13 protein-coding genes are annotated in these 16,696 nt (G+C 44.7%); all 13 read right to left on the bottom strand.

Annotated elements, in window-relative coordinates:
• Positions 1 to 874: 874 nt before the first annotated feature.
• A complete protein-coding gene (gene spoVE / locus FHS45_RS04470) occupies positions 875 to 1,957 on the bottom strand; it encodes a stage V sporulation protein E (protein WP_062447910.1) in 1,083 nt (360 codons plus the stop codon).
• A 93-nt stretch (positions 1,958 to 2,050) separates the two neighbouring features.
• Positions 2,051 to 3,400, bottom strand: coding sequence for a UDP-N-acetylmuramoyl-L-alanine--D-glutamate ligase (gene murD, locus FHS45_RS04465; protein ID WP_062445745.1), 1,350 nt, complete (start codon positions 3,398 to 3,400; stop codon positions 2,051 to 2,053).
• Entirely contained in the window at positions 3,397 to 4,383 is a 987-nt protein-coding gene (gene mraY, locus FHS45_RS04460; protein WP_062445744.1) for a phospho-N-acetylmuramoyl-pentapeptide-transferase, read from the bottom strand. The genes murD and mraY overlap by 4 nt, the downstream gene beginning before the upstream one ends.
• 35 nt (positions 4,384 to 4,418) lie before the next feature.
• Entirely contained in the window at positions 4,419 to 5,780 is a 1,362-nt protein-coding gene (locus FHS45_RS04455) for a UDP-N-acetylmuramoyl-tripeptide--D-alanyl-D-alanine ligase (protein WP_062445743.1), read from the bottom strand.
• A complete protein-coding gene (locus FHS45_RS04450) occupies positions 5,780 to 7,252 on the bottom strand; it encodes a UDP-N-acetylmuramoyl-L-alanyl-D-glutamate--2,6-diaminopimelate ligase (RefSeq protein WP_062445741.1) in 1,473 nt (490 codons plus the stop codon). Before FHS45_RS04450 ends, FHS45_RS04455 begins: the two co-directional genes overlap by 1 nt.
• 205 nt (positions 7,253 to 7,457) lie before the next feature.
• Positions 7,458 to 9,380: a stage V sporulation protein D gene (locus tag FHS45_RS04445; RefSeq protein WP_062445739.1), complete on the bottom strand. Its 1,923-nt coding sequence runs from the start codon at positions 9,378 to 9,380 to the stop codon at positions 7,458 to 7,460.
• A gap of 78 nt (positions 9,381 to 9,458) precedes the next feature.
• Positions 9,459 to 11,666: a penicillin-binding protein gene (locus FHS45_RS04440; protein WP_062445738.1), complete on the bottom strand. Its 2,208-nt coding sequence runs from the start codon at positions 11,664 to 11,666 to the stop codon at positions 9,459 to 9,461.
• Between the two features lie 23 nt (positions 11,667 to 11,689).
• Positions 11,690 to 12,052: a cell division protein FtsL gene (gene ftsL, locus FHS45_RS04435; protein ID WP_062445736.1), complete on the bottom strand. Its 363-nt coding sequence runs from the start codon at positions 12,050 to 12,052 to the stop codon at positions 11,690 to 11,692.
• On the bottom strand, positions 12,052 to 13,029 hold the full coding sequence (gene rsmH, locus FHS45_RS04430; protein WP_062445734.1) for a 16S rRNA (cytosine(1402)-N(4))-methyltransferase RsmH: 978 nt from the start codon (positions 13,027 to 13,029) through the stop codon (positions 12,052 to 12,054). Before rsmH ends, ftsL begins: the two co-directional genes overlap by 1 nt.
• A gap of 26 nt (positions 13,030 to 13,055) precedes the next feature.
• Positions 13,056 to 13,487, bottom strand: a complete 432-nt coding sequence (gene mraZ / locus FHS45_RS04425; RefSeq protein ID WP_062447906.1) for a division/cell wall cluster transcriptional repressor MraZ — start codon at positions 13,485 to 13,487, stop codon at positions 13,056 to 13,058.
• Positions 13,488 to 13,685: 198 nt separating this feature from the next.
• The gene (gene bshC / locus FHS45_RS04420; RefSeq protein WP_062445732.1) at positions 13,686 to 15,311 is read right to left on the bottom strand and encodes a bacillithiol biosynthesis cysteine-adding enzyme BshC; all 1,626 of its coding nucleotides are present in this window, start codon (positions 15,309 to 15,311) and stop codon (positions 13,686 to 13,688) included.
• A gap of 82 nt (positions 15,312 to 15,393) precedes the next feature.
• Positions 15,394 to 15,777 carry a DUF3397 domain-containing protein gene (locus tag FHS45_RS04415; RefSeq protein ID WP_062445730.1) on the bottom strand — a complete coding sequence of 128 codons (384 nt, stop codon included), beginning with the start codon at positions 15,775 to 15,777 and terminating at the stop codon, positions 15,394 to 15,396.
• Positions 15,770 to 16,657: a 2-dehydropantoate 2-reductase gene (locus tag FHS45_RS04410; RefSeq protein WP_062445728.1), complete on the bottom strand. Its 888-nt coding sequence runs from the start codon at positions 16,655 to 16,657 to the stop codon at positions 15,770 to 15,772. Before FHS45_RS04410 ends, FHS45_RS04415 begins: the two co-directional genes overlap by 8 nt.
• Positions 16,658 to 16,696 lie beyond the last annotated feature (39 nt).

Raw genomic sequence — 16,696 nt, 5'->3', positions numbered from 1 at the left:
GATTAAACATATATCCACCCCTTCATTTTATCATGTTAGCCTACGTTTTGTGACTCCCTGTTGCAAAAACTTCAGATTTTTTAATGATGCTTTTATTTTCAGCTTTTAATACAGAAAAAAGCCGCAACTATGCCCATTCACATAGTACGGCTTTGGCAAAAAATCTCTGACTGTTCAACTACGAATTAATCAAAATTTTCAACGAATGTAAGCTCTTGTTGCTGATTTACCATAAAAAAGATCTTCAACTAATGGGCCGAAAAGTCGAAGGCTTGATTTCGAGATATTGGTTGGAGGAGCGGGGCGTGGGGGCACGAGTCGCTTTCCACGGGAGTTCGTTGAGCCTCCTCGAGCTAACGCTCTGCGGGGTTTCACCTGGCACTCTTTTCCCCTAGGAGTCTCCCCGTTCCCCCACGTCCCTTGCCATATAAGATACTCGAAATCGTGTTTGGAAAGTCCAGACATATTTTGTGACGAGAATCCTATGACAATGGTAAGTTGACCGTACTTTCTGTTCCAAAAGCGCTCTATTTCTGATCGAAGTTTCGAGAAACTACAAACGTATGGTGGTTGAGAAAACGGTGAGACTCCTCGAAAATGCTACGCATTTCCTTCGTGCGGTGTTTTTCAAGAAGCTTATTCAAAGTCCTGCGGGATGAACATGAGCGGTGAGATCCCTCAAGGCGAAGCCTGAGGAAGCTCACCGTGCGCCCATGGAAAGCGAGTGATTTCCCGGACCTGCCTACCGTTACTACCGTAACGGAAACAGCTTATCTTGAAACTGAGTCTTCCATTAAAGGGAGCTTTAATTGTACAAATGAAATTCGGAATTGACATTCCATTGGTTTAATAAAAGCATTTTCAAAGAGTGTCCTTACAGTTTTGAATAGCGGCTGACGCTTAGCAGGATGCCGACAGAGCATAAGGTCAACGTTAAGGAAGACCCGCCATAACTTAGAAACGGGAGGGTAATCCCGGTAACAGGAATAAGCCCGGTTACTACACTGATATTGATCATCACTTGGATCGATATCATTCCTACGATGCCAAGGGCAAGAAGGGTACCATACAGGTCAGGTGCATATAAAGCAACACGGATTCCGCGCCACAGCACCAGCAGGAACAAGGCCAGGACGAACGCACCGCCAAGAAACCCTAATTCTTCTGCCAGAATGGCGAATATAAAATCGGTCTGTGGTTCAGGCAGGTAGAAGAATTTTTGCAAGCTTTGTCCAAGCCCAAGCCCCATCAGCCCGCCGGGCCCGATGGCATAGAGCGATTGGATAATTTGAAACCCGCTCCCCAATGGATCTTCCCATGGATTCAGAAAGGCGGTTATCCGCTTGATCCGGTAAGGCGCTGATGCGATTAATGCGACAAATCCGGCCAGGCCGAGCAGCCCTAAGCCAACAAAATGAGCCCACCTCGCCCCAGACACAAAAATCATCAGCATACACGTTCCAACTAACACGACTCCCGTCCCTAAGTCAGGCTGGAGCATAATTAATCCAAACGCGACAAGCACCAGGCTTAAAGCTGGCAGAAAGCCTTGTTGGAAGGAAGTGATATACTTTTGCCGTTCAGAAAGGAACTTGGCCAGGAAAATGATTAAACCAAGCTTCATGAACTCAGACGGCTGGATACTGAAAGCTCCGACACCAATCCAGCTTTGTGCCCCTCCCCTTACCATCCCTATTCCAGGGATCAAGACAGCAATTAAAAAGATAAAACAGATGATCAGGAGCTTTTTGGCATGGGTCCTCCAAAAAAGATAAGGCACCCTTGCTATAAAAAACATGGCCAACACACCTGCTCCGGCAAATAAAATCTGCCGCTTTGCAAAGAAGAATGAATCATTGAATTTATAGCTCGCCCAAATGCTGGACGAACTGTATACCATAATAACTCCGATAGTAAGCAAAGATATGATACCAACCATCAACAAAATATCAGGCATGGCTCTCGGCTGGCTTTTTTTACTCAAGAAAAAACCCCTCCTCCAACTAAATTGGAAAATGGGGCTATCTTTTCTTTAACTGTGAACAAGCCCCTATTTCAGCTTATGCACAGCTTGGACATACATATGCCCTCTTTCTTCAAAAGTAGTATACTGATCCCAGCTGGCACATGCCGGTGAGAGGAGAATGACATCCTTTTCTCCGGAGAGGTCAAATGCCACTTGCGCTGCTTGTCCTACATTATCAACTTTTTTAATTTCAGCAATTCCGGCCTGCTCTGCCGCCTGTGTCATTTTATCCGCTGTCTCGCCGAAGACCACCATAGCTTTCACATGGTCTAAAAATGGCACTAATTCTTCAAAGCTGTTGCCCCGATCAAGACCACCGGCAAGTAAAATCACCGGCTGCTTAAATGCACCCAATGCTTTGGATGTAGCGAGAATATTAGTTGCCTTAGAATCATTATAGAACAGACGACCCTTGATATTGGCGACAAATTCAAGCCGGTGAGGAACACCTTTGAAACTTGTCAGCACTTTTTGGATGCCTTCATTGGTAGCGCCATTCAATTTCGCTGCTGCTACTGCTGCCAATATATTTTCCATGTTATGCTCTCCAACGAGGACGATATCTTCCCGTTTCATAACGGGGCTCTGATTGTAATAGATATATTGTTCGTCTGCATATGCTCCCTCTTCCAATTCCTGCTTCGCAGAAAAAGGTACCAGAACAGATGCTGCATCATCGAGAAACTTAGCGATTACAGGATCATCGGCATTATATATGAGATAATCATCATCCGTCTGATTCTTGAAGAGACGGGCCTTTGCATGCTGGTAATTTTCCAACGTCTTATGGTAATCCAGGTGTGCTTCGTAGATGTTCAATAACACAGCAACGGTAGGACGAAACTTTTCGATTCCCATCAGCTGGAAGGAAGACAATTCTATTACCATCGGCTGATCATTCGTTGTCTCTCTTGCTACTTCACAGGAAACTTCCCCGATATTACCGGCAATCCTTGAGTCTTTACCACTCGCTTTCAACATTTCATGCGTAAGCGTTGTAGTTGTTGTTTTACCGTTGGAACCGGTAATCCCTACAATGGGACCATGATGAAGATGTGCGGCAAGCTCTACTTCGGTAATGACTGGCAGGTTTCGCTTTTCCGCTTCTGCTACCAGACTATTGTCATACGGGATGCCTGGGTTTTTCACCATGACATCGATACCATCCAAAGCAGATACTGGATGGCCGCCAAGAACTACCTCAGCTCCTGCTTTTTCCAGTTCCTGCACCACCGGGTCATCGTAGCTTGCTTTATAGTCATTGACACGGACGTTTACGTCACTGTCCAGTAATAGCTTTGCTGCTGCTGTTCCACTTTTGGCAAGTCCTAAAATCAATGCATGCTGATAAGGAAAATCTTCTAATCGTTTCAACCTAACCACACCTCAATATAAATTCCTAAAATGGCAAACACCAGACCGACAAGCCAGAAAGAAGTCACCACACGCCATTCTGACCAGCCCTGCAATTCATAATGGTGATGGAGCGGACTCATCCGGAATATTCGTTTGCCTCTCGTTTTGAACGATATTACCTGAATAATGACCGATAATGTCTCAATGACGAATACTCCCCCAATTACAACCAGGAGGATTTCCAGTTTTGTCAGGATTGCAACGATCGCGATCGCTCCACCTAATGCCAATGAACCAGTGTCGCCCATGAAAACTTTAGCCGGGTGGGCATTGAACACTAAGAATCCGAGCAGTGAACCGACAACGGCTAAAGAAAAGATAGTAATCTCAAATTGTGGATTTCCTGTCCATGCCAGGATAGCAAAAGCTCCGAATGCCAGAGCAGCTGTGCCGGCTAACAGGCCATCCAATCCGTCAGTCAAATTGACGGCATTAGAAGCCCCGACCAGCATCACAAGAATTAAAACAGGATAAAGCAGACCAAGGTCTACTTGGATATCTGTAGCTGGTACAGCTATGTAGGTCGGGAAATTATGCTGACGTAAAATCAAATAAACAACAACAGCGATGACAAACTGTGCCAGCAATTTTTGCTTGGAAGTCAACCCCAGATTCCGCTTCATCACTACCTTAATAAAATCATCAAGAAATCCAATCAATCCATACCCAATCAAAACGAATAAAAGTAAAAAGACTTCAAAACTCATTGGTTCTGGATTGAATTTAGCTGCCATGATCAAGGTCGTGATGCTGACAGAAAACAGTACCATCAGCCCGCCCATCGTCGGCGTCCCTGATTTTTTCTGGTGGCTTTCTGGTCCTTCTTCCCTAATACTCTGTCCGAACTTCAGTCTTCGAAGAAATGGGATGAATACAGGTGAAATCAGGACGGTGATTAAAAATGCGATGGCTATTGTAATTAATAGTACAAAATCGTTCATCTATTATTCCTCCTTTGTTCCTGGTTACCGTCCGTTTACTTCTCTACTAAAGGATCGATGATTGTTTCCAGCTTCACACCCCTGGAAGCTTTAACTAATACCACCGTATCTTTATCGAGGTCTTTTTCTACTACTTGCTGCAAAGATGTTTTATCTGTAAAATGTTCGGATTTGATATTCAATTTCTTTTCAGCTACGGCTTTACTGATTTCAACTGCATCTTCACCAAACGTATAGACAGCCGCAATATCTTCATCTATCACCTCTGCGACGCTGCGATGCATTGCTTTCGCATGGCTGCCGAGTTCATAAACATCACCGAGCACCAGTATTTTATTTTTCTTTTCTTTCATGCCTTTGATGACTTCAATGACAGCTTTCATGGAAGTAGGGGAAGCATTGTAGGCATCATTAATAATCAATGACCCACCTTTTCCTGCCAGCCGTTCAAACCGCATGCCTGTAACTTGAATCTGGCCAAGCCCCTGCTGAATCAGCTCGCTGGAAAGTCCCATTAGACGGGCTAGTGTAATAACATAGCTTGCATTTTTAACATTATGCTTACCTGCAAGCGGTAATTCATAATGAACCCCGTCAATAACAAAACTGCTTTGGAGATCCTTCAATTCAAGGCCTTTGATCTGGGTTCTGTTATGGTCATTCATCCCACAACCCCAGTGATTCGGATTCTTTAATTCTTCAGCCAGTAACGGTTCGTCCCCATCAAAAATCAGGGCCCCGTCACCTTTGAGACCGGCCTTGATTTCCAGCTTTGCTTTAGCAATCCCCTCACGGCTTCCTAAATATTCAATATGCGATTCACCGATATTGGTAATCAGGGCATAATCCGGCCTGGCAAGTCGACTCAACACCTCAATTTCACCAGCCTGGCTCATACCCATTTCCAATACAGCGACTTCCGTATCCTCCGGCATCGCGAATATCGTTAAAGGGAGACCTATATGGTTATTGAAGTTTCCGTCTGTCTTATGCGTCCGAAATTTAGTACTAAGGACAGCGGCTGTCAAATCTTTGGTCGTTGTTTTTCCATTTGAACCGGTGATGCCAATCACTTGCGGGCTCACTTTATCCAAATAGAAGCCTGCCATTTTCTGCATCGCTTCCGTCGTATCATTTACAAAAAATAACGGGAAATCCGTCGGTACAAACCGAGGCACTTCCCTGTCTTTTTGCCATAAGGCAGCTACAGCTCCATTTTCGATTGCCTGCTTTAAAAACTCATGCGCATCAAAATTTTCACCGACAATCGGCACAAAAACACTTTGTTTCATCTCTTTTCTTGAGTCTGTCATTACCTGACGCAAAGGAATGCTATCCATCGCTACTCCCTTATGTTCAGGAAAAAGTTCACATAATTCTTTTACAGCAAACAACATCACTTACTCTCCTTTAGCTGCTTTAAAAGTTCTCGCGCTATCTCTCTGTCATCAAACTCATAACGTTTTCCGTTAATTTCCTGATAGGTTTCATGACCCTTCCCGGCAATCAGTACCATGTCTCCTGGCTGTGCTTTTCCCAAAGCATACTCTATGGCTTCCCGGCGATCGACTATTCTGTCATACCCGCCCGACAAGTGCTCCGTCATGTCATCAAGAATCTGTTCTGGCGATTCTGTACGCGGGTTATCCGATGTGAAAATCGCATGGTCGCCGAATTCCATCGCTACATCTGCCATCAGCGGACGCTTTGTCCGGTCCCGATTACCACCACAACCGACAACTACCCTTACTTTGCCTTTACAAAACTCCCGCATTGTCTGTAACACATTATGAAGGGAATCAGGTGTATGAGCATAATCGATGACCACGCCGAATGGCTGATTCTCCTCAACAGGTTCAAAACGGCCACGGACCCCTTTGGAAGCCTCCAGCGCCTTTTTTATCACTTCGAGCTTCACCCCAGAGGCAATCGCTGCCCCGGCAGCAGCCAGCATATTATAAACATTGAATTTACCCATCAGACTGCTGTTAATTAGGGTCTCTCCTTCAGGGGTACTTAATGTAAATGTCGTCCCTTTTTCATGCAGGTGAAGGTCTTTCGCCATGATAGCAGCCTCCTTATGAATGCCATAACTAAGAACCGGCTGAGCAGTACTGCGTTTCATGACACCTGCCGCATCATCATCTTCATTGATGACGGCAAACTTCGGATGTTGAGGATTGTATGTATTCCCCAGTTGGGCAAATAACAGTGACTTAGCATGAAGATATTCATCCATGGTGCTGTGATAGTCCAGATGATCCTGACTCAAGTTCGTAAAAACGGCCACATCAAAGTCGCAGCCATGCACCCTTCCTTTATCTAATGCATGAGAAGAAACTTCCATAATGGTGGTATCCACGTTTTGCTCTTTCATGGTATGAAAACTTTTTTGCAAAAACAATGAGTCTGGTGTCGTGTTTTTCACAGGATACACCGACTCATTGATTTTCATTTGGATTGTACCGATCAAGCCGGTCTTATGGTGATTCATTTGGAAAACTTCCTCAAGCAGATAGCTGATCGACGTTTTCCCATTTGTCCCGGTTATACCGACCAGCTGCATTCCGGTCGTCGGATACTTGTAGAAAGTATTGGCAATACTGCCCATTGCCCTGCTGGAATCCGGCACAACCACATACGGTATAGATACATCAAGAGCGCGCTCACAAACGAGCGCTGCTGCTCCTTTTTTGATCGCCTGGTCCACAAAGTCATGCCCGTCAAAATGTTCCCCAGGCAGACAGATAAATAAATCCCCTTTTTTCACTTCACGGGAATCCATTTCCACTCCGGTTATTTCAATTTCTGCTATCGATTGATTTGTCTGGAAATAAGGTATATGGGTCAATACTTCTGGTAGTTTCAATATTATCATCCTAACTGTAAGCACATTCTCATTTATTATAGCAAAAGTTTTTCAATCTCACGATGACAGAAGAAAATTTACTCAGAAAAAACTTGAAAGAACGAAATACCCTTTATCTTGATGAAGGCACCCAGCCGAACCAAGCTACCGCTAAACGGAGTCTTTAAATAATGGGAGTCCTAGCAGAAGCTAATGGTGTAAAACTTCAATCTCCTAAGTAAATTCTGATGGATGATCCCGTTTCTAACTTCACGCCTGGGGCTGGTGCCTGCTGGATAACTTTGTCGCCTTCTCCACTGACGTCTATGTTGAGATCGATAAGGTAATTGGTGAGTTCTTCCCTGTCCATACCGACCAGATCAGGCATCTCGATCATCGGCTGATCCGGCCATTTGTAGTCTTTCTCCAGACCGCCGTCTCTTTGTTCGACTCCTAACGCCCGCAAACTGTCCTCCATAATATTCCCTACAATCGGAGCAGCTACCACTCCACCAAACTGAATAGTATTCTTCGGGTTGTCGACAGCGAGATATACAACCAACTCCGGATCATCCGCGGGAGCAAACCCAATGAAGGATACGATATAATTATTTTTCATATAGTTTCCATCTTTGCCGACTTTCTGAGCGGTACCAGTCTTTCCACCAACACGGTAACCTTCTACATAGGCTCCCCTGCCTGACCCACTGGCTACTACACTTTCCAAAGCTTTGCTGACTTCCTCCGAAGTTTCTTCGGATATAATCTGTTCTTTCAGCTTTGGCTCATTTTTTTCTACCAATTCACCTGACACAGGGTCACGCCATCCTTCCTGGATATATGGTTCGTAGAGATAACCACCGTTGACAGCTGCCGCTACCGCCATTACCTGCTGGATTGGTGTAACCGATACCCCTTGCCCGAAAGCCGTGGTCGCAAGTTCTACCGGTCCTACATTTTCCGGCTTGAACAATATCCCTTTCCCTTCTCCCTGCAAGTCTATTCCTGTTTTTTTACCAAATCCGAAATTATCGATGTACTGAAATAATTTTTCTTTTCCCAGCTTTTGCCCTAAATTGACGAATCCCGGGTTACATGAATTTTGAACGACCTCCAAATAGGTTTGACCTCCATGCCCACCACTCTTCCAGCACCTTATTTTAGCACCATCGACATTGATTGATCCAGAATCGTGGTAATGGTCTTCATGCAGATCCACCATTCCTTCTTCCAGTGCTGCAGCCAACGTGATTATTTTGAAGGTGGAACCTGGCTCATAGGTGCTCCATACGGGCAGGTTACGGTTGTATACAGAAGCATCAACTTCCTGATACTTTTCCGGGTGGAAATTGGGTCTGCTCGACATCCCGAGTACTCTTCCGGTCTTCGGGTCGACCGCAATGGCTATCGCCCCATCCGGATTATATTTAGAAACTGCAATATCCAGTTCCCGCTCCATGATTGTCTGTACTCGTTGGTCAATGGTAAGTTGTAAATCCATACCATCCTCAGGAGCTTTATAAACATCGGCTTTATCAGGCATCCGTTTTCCTTTGGCATCCGAGTAAAAGGAAAGATAGCCCGGATCCCCGCTCAATTTTTCATCATAGAAAGCCTCAAGCCCCATCAGACCCTGGTTATCGATACCGGTAAACCCGAGTACGTGGGAAAGAAAAGCGCCGTTAGGATAGTGCCGTTTGGAGTCCTGTGCGACATAGATTCCTTCCATCCTCAATCCCTGGATAGCTTTTGCCTGTTCCTCTGATATCTTTCTGCCTTCTGGATGAATTCTTTCGATTGAAATGTTTTTAGTTACATGCTGATAAGCTTTTTCCACAGGCATGTCCAAAATACGAGCCAGCTCCTGTGCCGCTCGTTTCGGTTCCTTAATTTGTCTTGGGACGACCATCACTGTGGGAGCTGATACGTTGCCTACTAAAACTTCACCTTCGGTATCCAGTATCTTCCCTCGTTCTGGCTCAAAGGTAATATCCCTGCTCCATGATTCTTCTGCATCTGCCACTAGAAAATCTCCAAGCACAAATTGAACATATCCCAGCCTGATCATAATGATCAAGAAAATGACCGCTGCCAAAATAAAAACAGTGATCAACCGTTTTCTGACTGTTACGAGTGATACGCGCTTCATCAACCTGGCCCCTTTCGCGCATAGACTTAGCTTGTATCACTATATGACAGTCAAAAAACGATTAGAACACTGCTCAAATCAGGAGGAAGAGTCCGTTTCTTCATCTGGATTCTGATCCTCTTCCTCTGTCTCTTCTTCATTTTCTAGTCCTGGGGGCTGAAATTCTACTACCAGATATCCGCCCTCTTGAATCTTCGCACCTTCAGAAACACTTTGTTTATAGGCAAAACCATTCCCCATCGTTTCCACCTTCAAACCAAACATATCAGCAAAATGGAAGACATCTCTGGCTGACCATCCAGTAATATCCGGCATCGTCGGTTCATCGGTAACAAGGAAGATACGCTGATTCGGAAGAACAGGCGCCCCTGGTTCCGGATAAATTCGTTCCACCTTATCATTTTCATCCCCGATTACTGTCACACGGTTGAATGTATCACCAAGTTTCTCTTTTGCCTTTTTAACCTTATCACCAAAAACATCAGGCAATTCAACTGGGTCCACCGTTTCTTTCGTTTCCTGATCCGGACGGATGTCCAAATAATGGAGACTGTTCTCTGTCACTGTCTTTACGATGTGAGAGACAGGCTCAGGTCCATATTCGGTCACTTCCAGCTCTGGCTGCTGTACAGCTACATAAATCAGTAATTCCGGATCCTCCTGGGGGGCCATCCCCAGGAAGGAAAACATGTAGTTGTTCTTGCCTGTCATATATTTCCCTGTTTCTGAATCCGGGATCTGTGCCGTACCTGTCTTCCCTGCAAGCGAATAATCATTAAGCTGATAGACGCTTGCAGTACCATCATCTTCAGAAACGACAGTTCCAAGCAGTTCTCGCATTTTTTCTGCCGTCTCAGGTGAGATAGGATCACCGATCTTTTCAGGTTCATTCTCACTTACAACTTCTTTGGTTTCACCATCTAAAACCTGGGATAATACGTATGGACGCATCATATTGCCATCGTTCGCTACTGCACTCGCTGCGGTCAATAGCTGGATTGGAGTCGTTGTCGTACCTTGTCCATAGGCGGTGGTCAATTTTTCAACCGGCCATTTATAAAGTATTTTTCCTGTTTCTTCTCCAGGCAAGTCGATGCCTGTTTTGTTTTCAAACCCGAAGTCATGCAAGTAATCAAGAAATTTATCGGATCCGACTTTTTCGGAAAGCTTGGCTGCCGCTACGTTAGAGGAAACACGCATGCCTTTATCGTACGTAATGTCTCCCCATCCTTCGCGGCGATGGTCTCGAATTGGGCGGCTTCCTTCATCAAACTGATAGCTGCCGGAAGAAAATTTTTCGTTACCATTGTAAACTCCTTCTTCCATCGCTGCCGCCCACGTGAAGATCTTCATGGTAGAACCTGGCTCAAAAGAGTAAGAAACGATATCGTTATACCAATTCTCCACCTCACCAATCTGATTCGGGTTGTAGCTTGGCCGATTGCCTAGCGCCAGAATCTGCCCGGTATCCGGATCCATGACGGCTGCCATAATCCGCTTCGGGTTGTATTGCTCTTCTACTTGCGACATAGCATCTTCTAAAAAGGTCTGGACCTTCTGGTCGATAGTGAGGACGACATCATCGCCGTCTTCCGGCTGCTGGATCACTTCTTTTGGATCCAGGAGCTTCACTCCGTATTTATCCCGCTGATAAGATATTCGGCCGGGTTTTCCATCTAAGTATTTCTGCATTTGCTTCTCTACGCCTGTGATCCCTTTGTTTTCCCCATCTTCCGTACGGGAGAAACCGATGACATGCGAAGCGAATGTTCCATTCGGGTAATACCTTTTCGATTCTTCGATAAAATTAATACCTGGGATGTTCTTTTCCTTGATATCCTTCATCGTCTGCTGGGATAGATCCCTTCCCGCTGCTCCGAATTCCACCTGGAACCGACCGTCTTTCATGCCTGATTCAATCTTTGACTCTATTTCACCAGCTTCCATATCTAATAAAGGAGCCAGCATATCCGCCGTTTCTTCCGGGTCGGTGACATGCTTTGGCTCCTCAAGGTTAGTGGAATAGCTTTCATCGACGATGGCATAAAGTCTGTAGGTCGGGCGATCATAGGCCAGTGTCATGCCATTCTGATCCAGGATCCGGCCGCGGGTCGCATCAAGCTGATAGGCACTTGTACGTTTCTTATCAGCCCATTCATCCAAATCGATCCCCTGCACCTCTCCGGTTGTCTGGATATAAAGAAATCTACCTAACAGCAGCATGAACAGCAAGGAAAAAAGCAGCATCCATACTTTAGCCATCCGGTGGGTATTCTTGCTTTTCATCAGATGATCACCACAATCTTTTGTTAATTTCCGATAGTTGACGCCTGTTTAACCTGGGCATTTTGAATATTCAATCCGTTCTCCTTCGCAATCTTAAGGATGCGATCCGGATTGCTTAATTCTTTCACTTCATATTGAAGACTTTCATTTTCTGCCTTCTGTACTTTGACATGTTGTTCTAATTTCTGTACATCTCTATTTAAGGCGTCAGTCGTAGATGAAAATTGTACCATAAAAACAGAGGCAGTGAGTACTATTCCACTTACTGCGGTATAAAGAAATTTTTCCCCTCTGGAAATCCAGCGTTTTTTCTGGACTTTTACTTTCACTTGTTTTTGCTGTTGTTCTTCAGGCTGTTGCATATGTTTTATTTGCTCTGCGTTCATTATTGGTTCCACCTTTCATCGCTTTTGAATTCTTCTGTCCATTCTTTTACTTTCTCTACAATTCGCAACTTAGCGGACCTTGACCTGCGATTGTCATCTAATTCGCCCTCATCCGGTACGATCGGCTTTCTGGTAATGAGCTTGAATGGCGGTTTCTTTTCTTCTGGAATGATTGGGATGTTCTTTGGCACCGGTGGGATGCTGCTCCACTTTTTGAATGCCTGTTTACAAATCCTGTCTTCCAGTGAATGGAACGTAATCACAGCGATCCGTCCGTTAACAGAAACGGAACGAGCAGCCTGATCAAGCACATTGCTGAATACGCCCAACTCATCATTGACCGCAATTCGAATTGCCTGGAATACGCGTTTCGCCGGATGACCGCCTTTTCTGCGGGCGGGAGCCGGGATCGCATCTTTAATGATATCGACTAGTTCAAACGTCGTTTCAATCGGCTGTTCTTCCCGCTTTGTTTCTATCTTTCTGGCAATTTGCTTCGAAAATTTCTCTTCACCATATTGGAAAAAAATCCTCACCAGCTTCTCATATGGCCATTCATTGATGACCTGATAAGCTGAAAATGAATCCTGCTGATTCATCCGCATGTCTAGCGGCGCATCATTTTGATAACTGAACCCACGCTCTTTCACATCCAGCTGGGGGCTTGACACCCCTAAATCAAACAAAATCCCATCCACTTGTTCGATCCCAAGCTTCTCTAATTGAGACTCCAATTCTTTAAAATTCGCATGTACAAATGTAATTTTGTCGTGATGAGGTTTCAGCCTCTCTTTTGCTGCCTCGAGTGCCATTTCATCCTGGTCGAAAGCAATCAATCTTCCACCTGTGCTTAGTTGCTCGCAAATGGCTTCTGTATGACCTCCACCACCTAATGTACAATCAACGTATGTACCTTCTGGCTGGATCTGTAATCCCTCGACAGCTTCCTTTTTCAATACACTATAATGATCAAACATCCAATCACCCGCTTCTTATTTTCGAATTAAATATCGAAATCCATCATATTTTCAGCAATCTCCGCAAAGGATTCTTCGGATTCCTCAAAATAGTCTTCCCATTTATCCTTGGCCCAGAATTCAATCCGGTTAGAGACACCGATTACGACACATTCCTTCTCAAGTTCTGCGAAATTTCTTAGTGGTTGTGCGATATTTACTCTTCCCTGCTTGTCCACTTCGCATTCTACTGCACCAGAGAAGAAGAAACGTGTGAAGGCGCGGGCGTCTTTTTTAGTAAGTGGGAGTTTTTTTAGTTTTTCTTCAAGGATTCTCCATTCAGTCATTGGGTAAGCAAACAAACATTTATCCAGTCCACGGGTCAATACGAAACTATCCCCCAGGCCCTCACGGAACTTGGCAGGAACAATGATTCTACCCTTCGTATCAATGTTGTGTTGGAATTCGCCCATGAACATAGAGTCTTCCCCACTTTCTGAATAAATCCAGTGTACCACATTCCCCCACTTTCCTCCACATTAACATACACTTTCTCCCCACACTAAAAAAAATCCTGCTCCAAAGAGCAGGATTCCTTCTTTATTTTTCGACGCTAAATTGTTGTCACATCAAGGTTTTTCACGGTTTTTGACGCCTTGGTGGAGGATGGTGGGGGATTATAGGTAAATACAGTGGTGAGCTTCCTCAAATCTCATATCATGCTCCAGTATTTCTTGAAAGATTTCCCATCCATACTGGTTCATCCATGGGAGGATGCCCCACATCCGTTCCTGAAGTCCTTCCCCTGGATGCAGTACTAGCTCAAGGTAGTCAAATTTGTTAAGTTCGCTTGCGTGCTTTTCTTCTAGAGCCTTCGTCATCCGCTGTTCCAGAAATTCAATGTCTTTAAAAAGATAAGCTAAATTCTTATCTGCCAGTTGACTGACATCATCACGAATTTCAGCCGCCTTCTCTCTCAATGGCTGGTGAATACGTTCAATACCATTTTTCACCTGTTCCGTAATCGCCTCTAATGGGGGATAACTTTGTGAGGTGAGCCAGGCTGTCTTTTCATGACTGACCCCTTTTTCAATCACATCCCCCGCTCTTAAATGGAACCGATCAAGATATTTTGCCGTTTTCCGGTCAATAAGGGAAAACGAAAGACGCGGGAACACTGGAGGCATTTTCACTTCCATCGCCTCAAAAGCAGGTTTTAACACCGACCAATAATTGATTTCCCCGGGACCGCCAATGAAAGCTAGTGTAGGAAACATTAATTCCTGCATCAATGGCCGGGTCACCACATTGTTACTCAGGGATTCCGGGTGTTCTTCAGCCAAGTCCAGCAACTGTTCTTTCGTCAGGACGACTTCGTTTTGCTTACCGTAATACTTCCCGTCCTCCCCCTTCATTAAGAGTACCCTTTCCCCATCGTGATGGTAAAATAAATGGACATCTGCCAGATTACAGTCAAGAGAAACCGGATAGCCTTGCTGCATGTTCTGCTGCCAGGCAGCATACACCCCCTGGGTGATTTGTTGCTGGTTATGGATCATCGCTTTAAAATGCTGTGATTCCAGTTTGCGGAAGGAGGAATGATGGGAGTCGACCAAAACGACTCCTTCTTCACGAAACAGATGGAATATCAGACGGGCAAAGAAATCCACATAGCTGTTCGATTGGCTTATTACTTGATAGATTTGATTTTCCAGATCTTTCGTATATACGGATTCCTCCAGCTGGCTAAACACCTGCCCCAGCCATTCTTCAACTGCCGGTTTATCCATTGGTATATCGGTCACGGAAGATTTTTTAACCGGAGTATGCTTCACCTGGTATTTTTGCATACGGTTGTCTTCAGGAAGAAAGACATGATTGATTTCATCAAAATCATGATCCTCTCCGGCAATCCAAAACACCGGGATCACCGGGGTTCCTTCTTCTTTCTCTGCCTTCCTTGACAGATAAATGATAGAAATCAATTTATGAACAGAATATAACGGACCGGTCAGCAGGCCTGCCTGCTGACCTCCGATAACGACGGTGCTTTTAGTATCAGCAAGCCGGTCGATATTTTCCACCGTACTGCGTGGGGCATCCCATTCCCCATTTATCTCATGTAAGACACGCACGAGTTCATCTCGTTGGAAAGATTGTTCCTTCAAATCTTTTTTCCGATCCGCGAATACCGTCGAGTGAAAAGGATGATAGTGGAACTTATCCTGTACGCGCTCCCTTGCCTGGCGATAATCTTTTATCAAAGGGTTGGTTGTTTGTAAATCAATTGGATCAATGCGCATATGTGAAGGTCTCCTTTTCATTCTGAAATATGTATACTTATGTATTGTACAAAAAAGGAGCGCGTAATTCACATATTATGTTTTATAATGCGAGTAGTTTTCCGGCAAGTCCATACAAACTGAGGCTGATATACAGGAAACCGAATAATAACGTATTGAAACGCCAAAACCCCTTCCATGCCCGTTTGAACACTATTTCTTCATGAAGGCGATACTGGATAATGATAGCTCCTGTCAGTACCAGCAGCAAGACTAGCAGGATATAACCGAAAAAAGACTGCTCAAACAGTACTTTCGCTAATAGGTCGACAGACAGGATAAATAGGAGCGTTGCCAGGTTGGTCGTCTTATGGATCGCTTTCCATTTGTGACGGTATATTTTTCGGTAGATAAAGTAAAAAATAAGTAATATGGGGATGGGCATCGTTATAGCGGCGGCATACATGTATATGAAGAAATTACTCATCCTCTCCCTCCTTTCTCTTTTCATATTGTTTTGCTTTTATGGCTTGCAAGAGCAATGCATGTCCTGAAATTTGTTCCGTAGAGTTTTTCAATAGGTAACCAGTGATCGCATCTATTTCTGTTGTCCTTCCGTTGGTAATATCTTTATACATCGAAGAATAGTTCCCGGCTGTCGCCCGGGCAATTTGCATCACATTCGTCCATTCTTCTATTTCATCAAGGTGAAGCACCTGGCAGGCTTCCCTGCATAGCTGCCTTGCAAGCTGAGTAAGGAATGGGTTGTCCAGCAACTGGCCATTACGTATTTCAAAAAGTGCTGTCAGTGGATTTATGACAGCATTGATGACTAATTTCTTCGCCAGCATTGGATAGTAGTCTGGCTCTAATACAAACGGGAAATTTTCCTGATTCAATCGTTCCACCAAACTGATGCTATCCACACTTCCCGTGAGATAAGCCACCCGGATTATCCCTTTTCCGCTGTGACGGACCGTGTGGTCAGAAACTTTCAAGGCACCATGTTCAATCACCCCGACCATCACATTAGCTGACAGCTCTTTTGCTTTTTCTATATGAGCCATCCCATTTTGCAGAAAGATTACTGTTGTGGAATCAGCAATTTTATTAAGAACCGGGGTTAAATGATCCAGGTGATTCTGTTTAACGCAAACAAACAAGATGGCATGATTTCTGATGCCTTCATCGATTTGCCGTACATGAATTATCGTAGTAATATTCGTGACCGCGAGCTGGATTCCTTTACTTTCAATACTTGCTGCCTGTTCCTTCCGGCGTACGTATAAGGTTACCTGATGGTTATCACCCAGATAATGGGCAAGCAGCATTCCAGTAGCCCCACCACCGATGATACCTATTTCCACATTGCTGCCTCCAATCCCTCTTCTTTTACTAAATATTGT

This window comes from Thalassobacillus devorans, from assembly GCF_011761345.1.
GTDB classification, from domain to species: domain Bacteria; phylum Bacillota; class Bacilli; order Bacillales; family Halobacillaceae; genus Thalassobacillus; species Thalassobacillus devorans.
Note: the sequence above shows the minus strand (reverse complement) of the source record. Positions and strands in the feature narration are given on the sequence as shown.

Bases quoted from the DNA above. Each gene is read 5' to 3' on its own strand.
- spoVE (WP_062447910.1), bottom strand. From the start codon at position 1,957: ATGCCTGATATTTTGTTGATGGTTGGTATCATATCTTTGCTTACTATC.
- mraY (WP_062445744.1), bottom strand. From the start codon at position 4,383: ATGAACGATTTTGTACTATTAATTACAATAGCCATCGCATTTTTAATC.
- FHS45_RS04455 (WP_062445743.1), bottom strand. From the start codon at position 5,780: ATGTTGTTTGCTGTAAAAGAATTATGTGAACTTTTTCCTGAACATAAG.
- FHS45_RS04445 (WP_062445739.1), bottom strand. From the start codon at position 9,380: ATGAAGCGCGTATCACTCGTAACAGTCAGAAAACGGTTGATCACTGTT.
- FHS45_RS04440 (WP_062445738.1), bottom strand. From the start codon at position 11,666: ATGAAAAGCAAGAATACCCACCGGATGGCTAAAGTATGGATGCTGCTT.
- ftsL (WP_062445736.1), bottom strand. From the start codon at position 12,052: ATGAACGCAGAGCAAATAAAACATATGCAACAGCCTGAAGAACAACAG.
- rsmH (WP_062445734.1), bottom strand. From the start codon at position 13,029: ATGTTTGATCATTATAGTGTATTGAAAAAGGAAGCTGTCGAGGGATTA.
- mraZ (WP_062447906.1), bottom strand. From the start codon at position 13,487: ATGTTCATGGGCGAATTCCAACACAACATTGATACGAAGGGTAGAATC.
- bshC (WP_062445732.1), bottom strand. From the start codon at position 15,311: ATGCGCATTGATCCAATTGATTTACAAACAACCAACCCTTTGATAAAA.
- FHS45_RS04415 (WP_062445730.1), bottom strand. From the start codon at position 15,777: ATGAGTAATTTCTTCATATACATGTATGCCGCCGCTATAACGATGCCC.